This window comes from Methylomusa anaerophila (assembly GCF_003966895.1).
Classification (GTDB): Bacteria; Bacillota; Negativicutes; order Sporomusales; family Sporomusaceae; genus Methylomusa; species Methylomusa anaerophila.
Map to the genome: position 1 here is coordinate 22,279 of NZ_AP018449.1, position 14,678 is coordinate 36,956.

The 14,678-nt window shown below is 47.0% G+C and carries 17 protein-coding genes and 1 CRISPR repeat array; of the genes, 2 read left to right on the plus strand and 15 right to left on the minus strand.

Translation table 11 applies throughout. The features are described from left to right. Positions 1–272: 272 nt before the first annotated feature. From MAMMFC1_RS22540 to MAMMFC1_RS23005, 6 genes are all read right to left on the minus strand, one after another. The gene (locus MAMMFC1_RS22540; RefSeq protein WP_269471853.1) at positions 273–395 is read right to left on the minus strand and encodes a hypothetical protein; all 123 of its coding nucleotides are present in this window, start codon (positions 393–395) and stop codon (positions 273–275) included. Between the two features lie 116 nt (positions 396–511). Beyond that, entirely contained in the window at positions 512–889 is a 378-nt protein-coding gene (locus tag MAMMFC1_RS00085; RefSeq protein ID WP_197723868.1) for a type II toxin-antitoxin system HicB family antitoxin, read from the minus strand. Between the two features lie 43 nt (positions 890–932). Beyond that, positions 933–1,166, minus strand: coding sequence for a toxin HicA (locus MAMMFC1_RS00090; RefSeq protein WP_126305534.1), 234 nt, complete (start codon positions 1,164–1,166; stop codon positions 933–935). Between the two features lie 130 nt (positions 1,167–1,296). Next, positions 1,297–1,452, minus strand: a complete 156-nt coding sequence (locus tag MAMMFC1_RS21205) for a hypothetical protein (protein WP_158618580.1) — start codon at positions 1,450–1,452, stop codon at positions 1,297–1,299. A 303-nt stretch (positions 1,453–1,755) separates the two neighbouring features. Beyond that, positions 1,756–3,125: direct repeats of the CRISPR family, unit length 30 nt; unit sequence GTTTCAATTCCTTATAGGTAAGCTACAAAC. Positions 3,126–3,346: 221 nt separating this feature from the next. After that, positions 3,347–3,529: a CRISPR-associated endonuclease Cas2 gene (cas2, locus tag MAMMFC1_RS00095; protein WP_197723869.1), complete on the minus strand. Its 183-nt coding sequence runs from the start codon at positions 3,527–3,529 to the stop codon at positions 3,347–3,349. 258 nt (positions 3,530–3,787) lie between these two features. Next, on the minus strand, positions 3,788–4,039 hold the full coding sequence (locus tag MAMMFC1_RS23005) for an AbrB/MazE/SpoVT family DNA-binding domain-containing protein (protein ID WP_126305535.1): 252 nt from the start codon (positions 4,037–4,039) through the stop codon (positions 3,788–3,790). Between the two features lie 184 nt (positions 4,040–4,223). Here MAMMFC1_RS23005 and MAMMFC1_RS00105 point away from each other — a divergent pair, with 184 nt between their 5' ends. Beyond that, positions 4,224–4,835 (plus strand): FmdE family protein, encoded by a 612-nt coding sequence (locus MAMMFC1_RS00105; RefSeq protein ID WP_126305536.1) that lies wholly within the window; start codon positions 4,224–4,226, stop codon positions 4,833–4,835. 3 nt (positions 4,836–4,838) lie between these two features. On the opposite strand, the gene MAMMFC1_RS00110 is transcribed toward MAMMFC1_RS00105, so the two are convergent. Genes MAMMFC1_RS00110 through MAMMFC1_RS21210 form a run of 3 tightly spaced genes read right to left on the minus strand, consistent with a single transcriptional unit; the run spans position 4,839 to position 6,341 of the window. After that, a complete protein-coding gene (locus tag MAMMFC1_RS00110; RefSeq protein WP_126305537.1) occupies positions 4,839–5,447 on the minus strand; it encodes a class I SAM-dependent methyltransferase in 609 nt (202 codons plus the stop codon). A gap of 24 nt (positions 5,448–5,471) precedes the next feature. Then, positions 5,472–6,164 (minus strand): redox-sensing transcriptional repressor Rex, encoded by a 693-nt coding sequence (locus MAMMFC1_RS00115; RefSeq protein WP_126305538.1) that lies wholly within the window; start codon positions 6,162–6,164, stop codon positions 5,472–5,474. Between the two features lie 9 nt (positions 6,165–6,173). Next, entirely contained in the window at positions 6,174–6,341 is a 168-nt protein-coding gene (locus tag MAMMFC1_RS21210) for a hypothetical protein (protein ID WP_158618581.1), read from the minus strand. A 108-nt stretch (positions 6,342–6,449) separates the two neighbouring features. Between MAMMFC1_RS21210 and MAMMFC1_RS00120 the strand changes: the two genes are divergently transcribed. Then, a complete protein-coding gene (locus MAMMFC1_RS00120) occupies positions 6,450–6,815 on the plus strand; it encodes a hypothetical protein (protein WP_145987589.1) in 366 nt (121 codons plus the stop codon). A 59-nt stretch (positions 6,816–6,874) separates the two neighbouring features. On the opposite strand, the gene MAMMFC1_RS00125 is transcribed toward MAMMFC1_RS00120, so the two are convergent. From MAMMFC1_RS00125 to MAMMFC1_RS00150, 6 genes are all read right to left on the minus strand, one after another. After that, entirely contained in the window at positions 6,875–7,192 is a 318-nt protein-coding gene (locus MAMMFC1_RS00125; RefSeq protein WP_126305540.1) for a TroA family protein, read from the minus strand. Next, positions 7,164–7,928: an ABC transporter substrate-binding protein gene (locus MAMMFC1_RS00130; protein ID WP_126305541.1), complete on the minus strand. Its 765-nt coding sequence runs from the start codon at positions 7,926–7,928 to the stop codon at positions 7,164–7,166. The genes MAMMFC1_RS00125 and MAMMFC1_RS00130 overlap by 29 nt, the downstream gene beginning before the upstream one ends. Positions 7,929–7,972: 44 nt before the next feature. Then, entirely contained in the window at positions 7,973–8,755 is a 783-nt protein-coding gene (locus MAMMFC1_RS00135) for an ABC transporter ATP-binding protein (protein WP_126305542.1), read from the minus strand. A 40-nt stretch (positions 8,756–8,795) separates the two neighbouring features. Next, positions 8,796–9,953, minus strand: a complete 1,158-nt coding sequence (locus MAMMFC1_RS00140) for a FecCD family ABC transporter permease (RefSeq protein ID WP_232035589.1) — start codon at positions 9,951–9,953, stop codon at positions 8,796–8,798. Between the two features lie 5 nt (positions 9,954–9,958). Then, complete coding sequence (gene cobN, locus MAMMFC1_RS00145) at positions 9,959–13,846, minus strand: cobaltochelatase subunit CobN (RefSeq protein ID WP_126305543.1); 3,888 nt, start codon at positions 13,844–13,846, stop codon at positions 9,959–9,961. 80 nt (positions 13,847–13,926) lie between these two features. Next, the gene (locus MAMMFC1_RS00150) at positions 13,927–14,547 is read right to left on the minus strand and encodes a precorrin-8X methylmutase (RefSeq protein WP_126305544.1); all 621 of its coding nucleotides are present in this window, start codon (positions 14,545–14,547) and stop codon (positions 13,927–13,929) included. Positions 14,548–14,678: the final 131 nt, after the last annotated feature.

The following is a 14,678-nucleotide window of genomic DNA, read 5'->3' on the forward strand; positions in this document are numbered from 1 at the left end:
CTCTAAGAATTTTTGCATCAAGCTTTTTTAGTCCAATAAGAATAGACGTTCCCATAATATCCAGGTCCTGAACTGAAGGTATTACAGCGTATAACTCCTTATTGATACACCATATAGACCTTTGAGGAACTGAATCGTTTCCATATCGAGGAATTATGTGCCAATGGACATGTGATGCTCTCTTTAATATTTGTTTACCTTGTTCCTCATCCTCCCCTTAAGTAACTCAACAATATCCTCATGACAAAAATCCATTATATCTCCCAAAAATTTTATATTCCAAACTCCTGTAGAAGCCATTTGATCTTTTCAGTATCAATAAAAATAGCATACATATCAGGTGCCTCAAAACTTGCTCCTTGACCGTCTTCATCAGCTAATATTATTTTTACCAATTCTGATCTCTCCCGATTTTAACCGGCTGCGCCATGGCGCCCATGGCCGGGACCCCGGTTGCCGCCATTTTGACCCTTAAAACTCATAGCCACAAATTGCACAAACACGACCAGAATCAGATCCGTTTTTGATTTCTTCGGCCTTTCTCCATACTTAATATATAATTAATAAATTGATTAGCACTAGTGCCTTCAGCATCGGCTTCCTCAACGATCCACCGGTGAATGCTTTTAGTTGTTCGTAATAATAGCTTACCATTAAATTCCGCTGCTGCGTTAGGTTCGGGAACTTCCCTACCAAAAGACAACGTTGCTTCTATCCATGCTTCTTTAGCGGCCATAGCATCCTTCAGTGCTTCCTCTATGCTATCACCGGTCCCAATGCAGCCTTTTAAATCCGGAAATTCAACAATCCAGCCACCGCCGTCCTCTTCGCTTAAAGGTCGTACTGAAAAGGGATATGCTAATTCTAAATAATCATTCAAACTTTTCAACCTAATTCCCCCTATGTTTATATTGAAATCTTAGCAAAAGGGATTACTCCCCTTTACCTTCAACCAGTTCAATAGCCATTTTTACATATACCGCCTTTACTGGTTTATCTCTTGGTATAGATAAACTTTGACCATTTAAATTATATACCCGGTGACTTTTTCGACCACCTTCCCACCAGGTAGCCCCATTCATTTCTAAAAATTTATGCAAGTCATCGAAGCTTACATTGCGCGGGTTATTTTTAATTTTTGCCGCCAACTTCTCTTTCTGAGTCACTACTAAATCCCCTTAACGATATTATTAGCAATAGCAAACATAAAAACCGTCCAAATGTTTGCCCGTTACCGCCGATCGGTAGATATATCGCGTTTCCGTCGCCGGCGTCCAGGCCCGGGATGTAAATGCATCATATCTTTATCTTTGCAAGTGCAAAAAACGCTTTCACAGTTTCCCCAATTCGAGCTATTTCAGATTCAAGTCTATTTTTATCCCTGGTTAGTTTCGCAATTTCATTTTTCGCCGTTTGCCGTTCCTGTTCAATGCCGGTTTCCAGATATTCCACCGTGTAAAATTGAGCTTGGCATTGAAGACAGTTTTTCTCCCGGCGTCTTTTCGAATATAAAGCTGAAGAATTAGAAATTAAAGCCCTTCGGTTTTACGTTAATCGTAAACGTCGTAGATCACAAGTCAATCAATAATCGAAGTAAAGCCTTTCGTTTATCTTGCGAGAGGCTTTTTAATTTTTATATAGCTCTGTAATTTCTGGATCTTCGCTTTCAACACTACCTGTGGGCGCCCATCTATAAGTCCAGCATAGGTAAGCTAGAAAGCAGAGTCACGAAAGAAAACCTTGTCCAACTGATGCGTTTCAATTCCTTATAGGTAAGCTACAAACCGAAGACCAATCTGCCGATATTTATATCGAAATTCCTACGTTTCAATTCCTTATAGGTAAGCTACAAACTGCCGTGCAGAGCGTGATAAGTGGCTTGCTAACTTAGTTTCAATTCCTTATAGGTAAGCTACAAACTGCTGCATTTTTTTGTCCATTATGACTTCTTTATTTTGTTTCAATTCCTTATAGGTAAGCTACAAACTATATATAGTGTACCGATGTACCGAGTGTACCGAGGTTTCAATTCCTTATAGGTAAGCTACAAACTGGTTCTTGAGAAGTTGATTCGACTTTTACGGTAGGCTGTTTCAATTCCTTATAGGTAAGCTACAAACGCGCTCTCCGGGAACAAAGTACTTGTCCCGGTAGGCGGGTTTCAATTCCTTATAGGTAAGCTACAAACCGTAGAGAAGCTTCGACAAGAAAATGCCTCTTTAAAAAGTTTCAATTCCTTATAGGTAAGCTACAAACACCCGCATAAACACTAGAATATTAGCGGTTCAAGTGTTTCAATTCCTTATAGGTAAGCTACAAACGGTACGACATTCCCATTCATAGGCGATATCATCTAGTTTCAATTCCTTATAGGTAAGCTACAAACTGCCCATCGGAAGAAGCCCTTGAAATAGAAGAAGAGTGTTTCAATTCCTTATAGGTAAGCTACAAACTACCAGTTCCCCCGCCTAAGATGCAGTTGAAGATCAAGTTTCAATTCCTTATAGGTAAGCTACAAACCCTTATCCTTTGCAGTATTGGCGGTCTGCAACTCGGGTTTCAATTCCTTATAGGTAAGCTACAAACAGCGGGCCAAATATGGGCAGAAGTTATGGAGTGGTTGTTTCAATTCCTTATAGGTAAGCTACAAACACGAAGTAGCTCCACTATACGAAGATACCGACGAATAGTTTCAATTCCTTATAGGTAAGCTACAAACATCCATTGCCTTGCAACATCCGAACCATGTTCTTGGATGTTTCAATTCCTTATAGGTAAGCTACAAACCCGGGCACTTCTCCGTAAACTTCCGGAACAAGTCAGGAGTTTCAATTCCTTATAGGTAAGCTACAAACAATTTGTCGAACTATATAAAAATAGGTCGAAAATCAGTTTCAATTCCTTATAGGTAAGCTACAAACTACGCCAATGTAGCGTATTACGCCCTCCACAAGCTCCAGTTTCAATTCCTTATAGGTAAGCTACAAACAGGGGATATTTTGCTGGATAAAATACAAATATTTTTTGTTTCAATTCCTTATAGGTAAGCTACAAACGATTGGTCACCGCTAAGAGAACCTCCCGAAAATAGAAGGGTTTCAATTCCTTATAGGTAAGCTACAAACCCATTATACAAAAAAAAGTAACAATAAGAAAGCCTTATATTTCAGGCATCTTAAATGGAAAATACAAAATACCACTCGTTCCATTTCACACACCATTATAGCCTGGTGTCTTGGGGAAACTTCCTCAAAGCCAGCAATTACCTGCTCACAGACACCCAGGCTGTTTGTCGTCGATCTCCCGGCTTTTTTGCACTATCTATGGTCGACGACAAATTTCGGATTCAAATAATAGTACTCGTACTGGCCCGCTCGTGCCCGAGAAATTGCCTCGTTGAATACTTGGTCGTCCGCAGATTGTAAATAATCACCGAATCCTCTTCGTTCTCAATAATTTTGTTCAGTTCCATAGTCAGCTTAGTATAGTTCGCGTCCGAAATCTCTCCCTCTAAAACTGAATTTTGCACCCAGTTCAAATATTACCGGCATTTTTTCAAAACCTTGCCTACCCGTTTTTCATTCCCATCATAGACAAGAATAACATACACAATATCACCTGCCATCCAAAATGGTACGGATCCTTCTTTCTCCGTTTACCAATTAGCCACAAAAGGTTCATAGATACTTGACTTGACTACTTTGTATATAAGCATCTGTAATACCATTACTTACTGGATAAAATAGCCGACACCAGGATGTTGGAATCGATAAATACTCGCAAGGCATTATTTTTTTCGTTCACTCCACATTTCCTCTTGAACCACTTCCAATTCATTTAAAAACTTTTCTTCGGTAATGCCTTTCTCCTGAGCCTCTTTACTTAGGGCATCTTGTAGTTCGCGTAAGGCAATTAAGTTGGCCTTAGTAATCATCACTTTGCCATCGTCTTCTATAAAGGCAACCCGATCACCCTCATTTAAGTTTAATAATTCCCGAATTGTTTTCGGAATCGTTACCTGTCCTTTAGCTGCGGCCACGTAAAAACCGTTGACATTACCGGGTATTTCATAGGATAATAGATAATAATTGTGATAAATAAATATGCGTGGAAAATGAAGGTATGAAGCCTTCTATTGGGGAACAAGATACCCCCTTTAGATAGCCATACCTTTTTTAGCTGTCATTATGAAATACTAAAAAACAAATATGGAGGAATGCAAAATGTATTCAAACTATCCTGCCGACTACCAAAAGGCTATCGAGTTCCATGGTCACTGCTGCCCGGGGCTGGCAATCGGTTATCTCGCGTCCAAACTGGCCCTTGAGCACTTAAAGGTTGAGCGGGCAGTTGACGAAGAGCTGGTTGCCATTGTGGAATGCGACGCCTGCGGTATTGACGCCGTTCAGTCGCTTTTAGGCTGCACCATTGGCAAAGGCAACCTGATTTTCAAAGATCACGGCAAGCAGGCTTACACCATTGGCAACCGTCAGACGGGACAAGCGGTTCGAGTTGTTATGACCGGCGAAATTGCCCCCTTGTCCAGGGAACAGGAAGAAATCCGCAATGCGGTATTCGGCGGCAGCGCCACCCCGGAACAGGAAACCGCCTGGCGTGAACTGCAGCAGCAAAGGGTGGAAAGCATGCTGACTACTCCGCCGGAAAAACTGTTCAAAGTCCGGGAAGTTGATCTCGAATTACCGTCGGAAGCCAAGATTTTTGGTTCGGTTATCTGTGAATACTGCGGTGAAAAAATAATGGAAGCCCGCGCCCGCCTCAAAAACGGCAAAATTGCCTGCCTGGCCTGCACCGAAGAATATACCCGGGGGTGGTAAAGTTTACCGCTTATCGCCTTTTACTGCCTTAACAAAATACCGGTCATCGCTGTCAATCACCAACTGTACCGCATAATCCGCCTTGAGAAGCCAGTCTTTCACCGTTTCTCCCGGCGGCAGCAAATCGTTTTCAACCGCCTTGCTGCCTTGATGAATGCCATTTACCGTCTGGCGGGATATATCATGCATGATAATAAGACTGCCTTCAGCTTTCAGCATCTCCCATACGCAACAGAAAAATCTTGGCTTATTCTGGATGTGCGGGAAAAAGTTAAAACAGATGACGGCATCGTAGAAAGCGTCCCCAACATCCTTAACAAAATCCATAATGTCGCAGACCAGGAAATTAATTCCACCCAAGTCGCCGTATTTGGATACAGCCCGGGCAATCATGTTTTTTGAATAATCCAAAGCAGTAATATGGCCGTCAGAACCTATCTCTTTTTTTACGAAAGGCAATAGAACTCCGGTTCCGCAGCCTGCATCCAAAACTCTGTTCCCCGGACAAAGTCCGATTAACTTGACCAATTGAGTTATTTTCCCGTTATCCTGCATTCTGGTTGTGTCCCATTGTTCTGCCAAGCGATCAAAATATGTACTATTCTTTTCCATATTACACCTCCTGTCTGGGAGTAATTATCCTAAAGCATAACGCCGTTCATTTCCGTCCATTCTTTGGGGCGATCCCTCAGGTGACAAGTCGCTTAGATCATAAGAAAGCTGGCTGAGATAGGTGCTCAGATTGATCTGCGTCAATGCTATATTATCCGGCACCATGACCGGAACCGGAGAAAAATTGGCTATGCCGCTGATTCCTGCCTCAATTAACCGGTTGGTAACAGGTTGAGCATCTTGCGGACCGGTAACGACGAGACCAATCGTTATTTTTTTCTTGCGGATAGTGGTATTCAGTTTTTCCAGGCCTTCAATCGCCAGGCCTAAGTCCGGCAACACCAGATTATGATACCGGTCATCCAAGTCGAAAGCAGCTTTAATTTGGAAACCCGGCGGCAAAAAGTTGTAATAGTGGCTTAATACCAGGGAAGGCAAGCCTTCCCCGACAACTGCAATGTTCCAAATGGCGTCGTATCCCAAAATGGCTCCGATCCACTCCATCAAAGACTCAACCCGGTAACCCATCCCTCTAGTTCCAAAATCCCCGAAATTGCATAAGTCTCTGCGAATAAGTGAGGGACCAATGCCGGTTCGCCGCCCTAGTTCCGTAGAAATAAAAATTTCCACTCCTTCCTCTAACATGTTCTTTAAAGTATTATAATATATCACCATTCTATTGATCGTCAGTTTGGAAATCCCACTCCGCGCTTTCATCGAAAAATTTCATCCTCCTTTTTCTCTTTTTCTTTTCCGCTTGCTGTCAATATTGAAAATTAAAAAGGTATGAACCAGGGTTTCCATACCCATAACGGTTTCATACCTTTGATGGCAAATTATCATCTTTAGCAGCAAAAAAGCAACTTCTGTGCCGGCGGATTTCATATTCCGCACTTTTAACTATCCTATAGTATTTAAAATCTTAGCATATCAAAGAAATATTGTAAAGATAAATATTTTTTTCACCAACTCAAATAACAAAAACAATTATAATCAGTGGGTATGGCTATGCCCGTCTTCTTTCATGTTCCCGTCGTAACCGTGGTCATGGGCATGGGGATGGCTGTGGTAGTGAACATGCGGGTGGGCATGTTCACCAATACCCGGATGACTGTGGGCATGAGTATGCACATGAGCATGTATGTGATTATGAACGTTCTCGCTGTTATGGGCATGGTCCTGCATGTTAACGCCCGCCGGTTCGAGGTGCTCAAACTCATGCGTGTGGCCGTGCGGCACCTGGCTTGCATCACTATGCGTATGATCGTGCCCTTCCGGAATATATCCATGGGAGTGGTCATGGGGTATATTTTGGTTTTGACAAGACATCGTTGTATCCCTCCAGATGAAATGTTTGTTTTAGTATAGCCCCGTCCAACTGCCGCTATTCATTTGATGACTCTTCCGCTAACGTCATGGTCGCGCTATTAAGGAAACACGATAATTCCCTTTGGATCAATATTAAAAAATTCCTTTTCCATCTGTTTATATACCTCATAAGGGTCAATATCCGCAAATTTATCCGGATACATGGTTTTGGCCATATAAAGCATGCCGATAATGCTTCCCTCCGGAGTGGTGCCAATATTCTGCGCCAATAACAATACTTTATTGTTTTTAACCGCCGCTAACTCATTCCAGCCGGTCCGGGAGATTATGCCGTCATAAACAGCCTGCACCGCGGTCTTGTCTGTAAAGCCCTCTCCCATTGCCTTACTATTGCTGGAAATGGTCTTTACAACCACCTGAGGTTTTTTTTTCCAGTACCCACTCAGCGCTCACTTTCGGATACTTAACTGTTTCCCGGCCGGCAATATTGATGCCGCCGGCCCCGGTAACCAGCTCGTCGCCGCCGCTTCCCCGCGCTACGGTAGAGTACTCGCTATAACCCTCAAAATATACGGCAACCTTATTTTCCGGCCTGATATCTTTTACCCGGCTTTCAATAAGATTCCGGTACTTCATAATAAAGTCCGCATACTTTTGCGCCTGGGCCTCCCTGTTGAACAGTTTGCCTAATGTCACGATTTCATCCTGCAAGATGGAGGGCAGATAGAACTCCAGAGATATAACTGTTATACCGGCGTCTTCAAGCTGTTTTACCTGCGTGGAGTTCATCATACTGTTTACAATTACCGCATCCGGTCCGGCCGCAATTATTTTCTCTACATAAGGCTGCATAAATGATCCAAAAGCCTCTTTACCGGCAGCAGCCGCTTCGGATTTTTGCGTACTGTCATTTACGCCAATAATAGTGTCGGCAGCCCCAATTGCGGTAATCATATTAAATGCCGATGAGTTAAGAACAATCACCCGTTTCAGGTTTGCCGGCATTTTGATCTCTCTGCCCGCTGAATCTTTAACGGCGGCGTTCGCAGCAGGGGAATCGGCCGGATTTTCGGTCGTCTCCGGCCCGTTGCAGCCGCCAAGCAGCAGTATAACCGCAGCCGCCAGAATAATCCAGAATATTTTTTTTATCATAATGTATACCCCTCCGACTATTGGACCAGAACAATCCGCGGGATTCACCCGGTAGTTTCCGCTAACGGCTCAATGGGCAAGACGTAACAGCCGTATTGGGTTTCGACGATTGCAGCCGAAACGTTGTACACTTCCCGGAGGCTGGCTTCGGTAATCACTTCCGCCGGCTTTCCCGCCGCGTAAATCGAACCGTGTTTCAGCATTATCAATGTATCGGAAAACCTGGCGGCAAGATTCAAATCATGAACTACCACAATTACCGTCCGCCCTTCGGTCGCCGCCAATCTTTTAATGGTAGCAAAAACTTCCAATTGATGCCGTATATCAAGATTGCTTGTCGGCTCATCAAAAAGGAATATTTCCGGCTGTTGCGCCAAGGCACGGGCTACAAATACTTTTTGCTTCTGTCCGCCGCTTAACTGGTCAAGCGGCCGTTCAGCCAAATTTTCTATCTTTAAAAAATGCATTACCTCGGAAACCACGCGAAAATCATCATCGTTTACTTCCCAGGTTATATGAGGTTTTCTTCCCAGCAACACGGTTTCCAGCACGGTAAAAGGAAAGGCATCCTTGACGTTTTGGGGAATATAACCCATAGCTTTGGCCAATTCCTGAGATTTCTTCCCGGCAATATCCTTGCCATCCAGATAAACAGCGCCGGCTTGCGGTTTCAACAAGCGGACCATACACTTTAGCAGGGTGGATTTTCCGGCGCCGTTAGGACCGACGATACTCACAACCTGCCCCTTTTGCACTTCCAGGCTCACATCCTGCAAAATAGGATGGCTTTTATAGGCAAAACAAACATTTTGCACTGCGATATTCATGCAACCGCCTTCTTTCTCTTTTCTCTTTTCTCTCCGTTTTTTAGTAAAATTGTTTTTTCTTTAAAAGCATATAGAGAAAATAAGGACCGCCGAGCAAACCTGTTACGATACCGACCGGGATCTCTACCGGGGAAATGACCGTCCTGCCTACGGTATCGGCGCAAAGTAAGATTAAAGCCCCCATAATACAGGAACAGGGTATTAAAAACCGGTTGTCGCTGCCGATCAGCATCCGGGATATGTGGGGCGAAATCAGGCCGATAAAGCCGATGATGCCGGTAAAGGCAACAGTAGCCGAAGCAGCCAGGGTTGCCACTGTAAGACAAATGAACTGCAACCGTTTGATATTCACCCCCAGATTGATTGCCACCGCTTCGCCTGCCGACAGTGCGTTCATGTCCCAGGCGTAACTTAGCAAAATCAGCATGGATATGCTTACAATAGGCACCAGTAAACTTACCGACTGCCAGGTTGCTCCCCACATGCCGCCCATTAGCCAAACAACAAGATCTTTCAAGGCCTCATTATTGGAAAAATATTTCAGGGCCGATACGCCGGCGGAAAAAATATAGCCTAAAGCGACTCCGGCCAGAACCAGCGTTGCCGGTGAACCGCCCTTCATACGGGCAAAACCAATGATGATGAAGATGGTGACAAAGCCGAAAATAAACGCATTGAAAGCAATGAAGCAAGGGCCCATACTGACAAAACTGCTCCCCAACAGGCCTTTCCCCAGAACAATGGCAACGGCTGCCCCTAACGATGCGGCCCCCGACATCCCCAAAGTATAAGGGCTTACCAGCGGATTATGGAGAATACCCTGCATGACTGCGCCGGCGCCGGCCAGGCTGATTCCGGTAAGAACCGCCAATAATACCCGCGGTAGCCTGAGTTTCATCACAATAGTGTCGGCCAGATTATTGGCATATTCGAACTGGGTGTGGAACAGCTTATTGCCAATGGCCTTAACCACATCACCGGTGCTAATCGAAGCAGCGCCGATGGAAATGGAAAACAGGGCCAGTGTTGCCATAAGCAGGATTAAACTTACGATAATAAAATATTTCTTTCCGGTCTGCCTGGCATATATCGCCTTAAGTTTGGTTGCATCGGCACGAGGAGAAATACTGCTGCTATCGTCCGGCAATTTTTTCACCTTCCCTATTTTTTGCTGCCAGCCGGGCAGTTGTGCCGGCAAAAATCTTATTCTTTATTTTTTGCGGCTAGTTTAGCTCTTACTGCATTCATTTTAGCGCCCCAGTCGGCAACATCCTCAGTTGTCATAATGTCAACGGCGCCCCCTTGAAAATCCCCCTCCACATCGCCGGTGTTTTCCTCCAGCCAACCCTCTGCTTCCAGGTAGGTTTCTTTTAGATTTGCCAGCACCTCCGGATCAGCATTCCACAACCCTCTTTGACTGGCTTCCAGCAGCCGGCGGCCGATTTCTTCCATGGCCCAGGGATTGTTTTCCTGGAAGAACCGGCGGTTTTCTTCATCCAGCATAAAGGTCCTGGCAATGTCGTCAAAAATCCAGTCGTCCACTTCCTGGGTAGTAGCTTCCCAGCCGAATACGCGGCCGACGCGTTTGGAAATATCTCCGGCGCCTTTGTAGCCATGACGTTTCTGGCCTTCGACCCATTTCGGGTTCAACAACTTGGTCCGGACAACCCGGCGCACTTCATCGGCTAAACTGCGCACTTCCACATGCTGCGGCTCCCGGGTATCGCCGTAGTAGGTTTTCACGTCCTTGCCGGAAGCTGCCCGGGCAGCCGCCGTCATACCCCCGTGGGTGCTGAAATAGCAGCAGCAGCCGAACAGGTCATATTCGTCGCTGACTACCTTGTTGTAGGTCACATCCACGGTTTTCAGGCTGGACTGCAATTCCCGGAACGACTCCTGACCAAAGGTGTCCTTGCCATAGGCATAACCGTTCCAGAATACAAAGATCTCGGCCAAATCTTTTTCTTCTTTCCAGGCTGAGGCATATACCGCCAGGTTGACACCGGCGGAATAGGTGCCGGGCTTGGAGGCAAAAATCCGGTAGGTGGCGTTTCTCCATTCCTGCGCCGCAATTTGTCCGGGTTCCTTACCCTCCAGTTGGTCCAGGGTATGCTTTCTGACCAGGTTCCGGTCCAGCGGTTCATCCAGCGCCGCCACGGCTTGAACGGCCTCATCCAGGAGGGCAACGCAGTTGGCGAAATTGTCCCTGGTAATGCCGGATACCCTGATGGTTACATCAATCCTGGGCCGTCCCAGTTCCGGGAGAGGAATTACCTCGATGCCCGCTACCCGGCCGTTGGGCAGCCACTTCGGTCGTACGCCCAGGAGGTACATAATCTGCCCCATGCCTTCACCGTCAGCCCACATAATATCATTGCACATCCAGTAGACGGCAATATTCTCCGGATAGCGGCCCTCCTCGGCCAAATGCTTCTCGATGACCTTGTCGGCCAGGCGTTTGCCAATCTCATAGGCAGCTTTGGTGGGCACCCGGTGGGGATCCAGGGAGTAGAAATTCCTGCCGGTCGGCAGGACGTCATCCCGGCCCCGGGTAATAAGACCGGACGGACCTGCCGGAATGTACTTGCCGTCAAAGCCGGACAAGAGCGACTCAATTTCTTTCGACGCTTCGATTCTGGCATTCAGGTCGGTGACTCGCGGCAAGAGGTTATTTAAACCGGGAAGAGCCGCGGGAATGACATACCGGTCTTGCATGATCTGTCCGGCAAGCTCGGCCGCGATGGTTTGACCGGCAACAAAATGCACCAGAAAGGCTTTACAAAAGCCGTCGATTTCTTCCAGCAGGGCCCCGTGGGGTTTGCCATAGCGGGGGCAAATCTTACTTTGGTCAGCCAGCAATTCAGCCAAATCCAGATCCATCAATTGCGCCGCAGCCCGCCGGAGGGAAACGCCGTCACCGCTGTCGAAACGCAGGATGGAGTTAATAAAGTCGATACGCCGTTCACCGGCGGGAAGATCGCCGAAAATATGCTGCCCATCCTGGATTTGCGTGTTTCTGACGGTGGAAAGGATGGCATGAACCTTTTCCGCCACTGCCGCAAAATTGTCATGGTCCTTATCAAGCTTAATCTGCTCAGCCAGATTGGCTGCTTCAATTTCATCAAAAATCATGTGTTCCAAGGTGTGAGCTCTGGCCGGATCAGCAATTTTCGCTTTTTCGTACTCAGCCAGATATTGGTCCAGCTGCGCCAGTTCGTCATACAGCCCGCCCTGAATCAAAGCGGTTTGCATATGGTCGACCAGGGTGGCGCAGCTGCGGCGTTTGGCAATGGTTCCTTCCGGCGGATTATCGGCATTATAGATATATAAATGCGGAATGGCGCCAATGGCTAAATCCGGGTAGCAGTTTTGGGACAAAGCCACTCCTTTGCCGGGCAAAAACTCCAGATTGCCGTGAGTTCCTACATGGACAACGACATCCACCTGTTCCTCCAGGTATTTGTATGTCGCCATATATTGATGGGGCGGCGGAATATCCGGGTCATGGAGGATCTTGCATACCTGTCCGTCGCACCGGGAACCGGCGCAGCCCCGTTTGGGCTGAACGCCCACATACGCATTGCCGTACTCAACGCCGGTAATTACGATTTTATCCTGATAAACCATAGCCGACGGAACGCCGTTAATTTCTTCCCCCGGCGGGTTGCCCCAGGCGTCAATCATCCGCTTTCGCACAGCCGGCGTGAGGGTATCGAACCAGCGGCAGTATTCCTCCTTGTCCATCAGTTTGACTGCGCCGCCTTTTTTCACAATCTCATCAACAGTTGTCCAGCGGAATTCGGAAATGGCTTTCCGGTCCATAATGGTTTCAATCATTTCCTTGCCGCTGGCCGGCGGCTCAACGGAATACCCGGCTTCCTTCATGGCGTGCATGATGCGGCTAACGCTTTCAAGGGTGTCGAGATGAGCTCCGCCTCCTACCGCAGCTTCCACGGAAACGCAAGGGTTATTATTCAGGATGAAGGCTACTTTACGCTCAGCGGCCGGTTTTCTTTGCAGTCGAAGCCAGCGGCTGATCCGGTCAACCAGCTTGTGCACGCGCTCCTCCACCGGCATACGCGTCTCAAGGCCGCCGTCACGTTTCACGCCGCCAATGTACAACGGCTCAATAACTCCCTCAAATTCCGGCATGGCAATGGTCCAGGCAATATCCGTACTCAGGCCGTGGGGATCATCGATCCATTCCGCTACGGTCTTAAAATTGGATACCACCGGTTGGAATACCGGCACCCCGAGTTCAGTCAACAGGGCCACCCCCTGCCCGGCTACGGCCTGGTTAGCCTGAGCCACATCCTGCCGGCCGCTTTCCAGGAAGAAGGCAATCATCTTGATCAGGGCGTTAATGACCGGTTTACCTGCCGGCATGAAATAGTCGCGGACACTTTCCCCCGGACTTCTTGTTCCCAAACCCGCATCTTTGACCGAATAGCAGAAAACCGCCATAACATTGAATCCTTTTGCTTCCAAGGCGTTAATGACCATATCTTCGACGGCGGTATTCCTGTTGACCCAATAGCTGCGGCTAAACAATAATCCGACAGTCGGCCTTGCCGCAAAATCTGCCCGCCAGGTTTGATACCAGGAAAAATAGTCTTTCGTAGTGGAAAAGATTTTTCCGGCAACCGGGTGGTAAATTCCTTCCCAGGGGAATATTGCAGGCTCTTGATAGGAAACATCAAGCTGCAAGGCTTCTTTTGCCAGCATCAAAAAGATCTGGTTAAAGTTCTCTTCCCCGCCTTGGGTGATATAGCTGTAGCACTTGGCCGGGATACTCATCGGCACATTGGACATGGTCCAATAGGTAGGATCATTACCCGACCAAACCACCGGCTTATTTAAGGCCGCCAGTTTGGCCTCAATGCCGGACCAGACGCCCTCCTCGGAAGAGCGATAGAAGAACAGCAAGTCGGTTTCTTCCATTTCCTGATATAGTTTGTCAATATCCTCCTTGCCTTCTTCCAGGAAACGAGCCGAGTGCACCTTGATATCCAGAGTGTCTTTCAGGGCGGCCCCAGCCTTTCTCATGACTGTGGCGTAACTGTGCCAGACCACTGCGGTAATCTTTTTCATAAAATTATCTTTAGTGAGAGAAGGTACAATTTAGGACCAAACTCTCGCTAAAACTCACCTCTTTTCTTTAGAATGGAGTTTCACAGCATGTATAACATGGCATTAATTGCGGACGCGGCAATGGGACTGCCTCCTTTGTTGCCATGAACGGTAATATACGGTACGGGCGAATTCCGCACGAGATATTCCTTGGACTCAGCGGCACCGACAAAGCCCACGGGGACGCCGACAATGAGCGCGGGACGCAGTTGAGACTCCTGCATAATTTTTATTACCTCAAATAGGGCGGTCGGCGCATTACCGATGGCCAGAACAGCTCCGTCCAGTTTGCCGGCAAAAGCGCGCATGGCAGCCATAGAACGGGTAATGCCTGCTTGTTTGGCTTGTTCGGCAATTCCAGGGTCGGCAATCAGACAATGCGCCTCACCACCGAATTCGGCCAGCCGCCGCTTGTTAATGCCGGTGCGGACCATTTCCACATCGCAATAAATGGATTGACCTTGTTTTAGCGCCTGCATCCCGGCAGCGATGGCATCCGGGTGAATACTGATGATTTTGGCATAATCCGGGTCGCCGGCTGCATGAATAATGCGGGAATACACTTTGACAGCCTGATCAGTCAACTTAAGTCCGGCAAGATGCGCTGCGATAATTTCCATACTCCTGGTCTCTATTGCCTGTGGATCACTAATGTAATTCATGATAAAAACCTCCCATAATTTGAACTAAATTTGTTAGAAAACCCGGCTACGCCGAGCCTAAGGGAAAGGGACAGCCGTTGGTTGCGCTTATGTCAACAGAAAGCACTTATACTTTTCTGTTAGACCAAAAA

Bases quoted from the DNA above. Each gene is read 5' to 3' on its own strand.
- MAMMFC1_RS00115 (WP_126305538.1), bottom strand. From the start codon at position 6,164: ATGAAAGCGCGGAGTGGGATTTCCAAACTGACGATCAATAGAATGGTG.
- MAMMFC1_RS00130 (WP_126305541.1), bottom strand. From the start codon at position 7,928: ATGATAAAAAAAATATTCTGGATTATTCTGGCGGCTGCGGTTATACTG.
- MAMMFC1_RS00135 (WP_126305542.1), bottom strand. From the start codon at position 8,755: ATGAATATCGCAGTGCAAAATGTTTGTTTTGCCTATAAAAGCCATCCT.
- cobN (WP_126305543.1), bottom strand. From the start codon at position 13,846: ATGAAAAAGATTACCGCAGTGGTCTGGCACAGTTACGCCACAGTCATG.
- MAMMFC1_RS00150 (WP_126305544.1), bottom strand. From the start codon at position 14,547: ATGAATTACATTAGTGATCCACAGGCAATAGAGACCAGGAGTATGGAA.
- MAMMFC1_RS00105 (WP_126305536.1), top strand. From the start codon at position 4,224: ATGTATTCAAACTATCCTGCCGACTACCAAAAGGCTATCGAGTTCCAT.
- MAMMFC1_RS00120 (WP_145987589.1), top strand. From the start codon at position 6,450: ATGGCTATGCCCGTCTTCTTTCATGTTCCCGTCGTAACCGTGGTCATG.
- MAMMFC1_RS00110 (WP_126305537.1), bottom strand. From the start codon at position 5,447: ATGGAAAAGAATAGTACATATTTTGATCGCTTGGCAGAACAATGGGAC.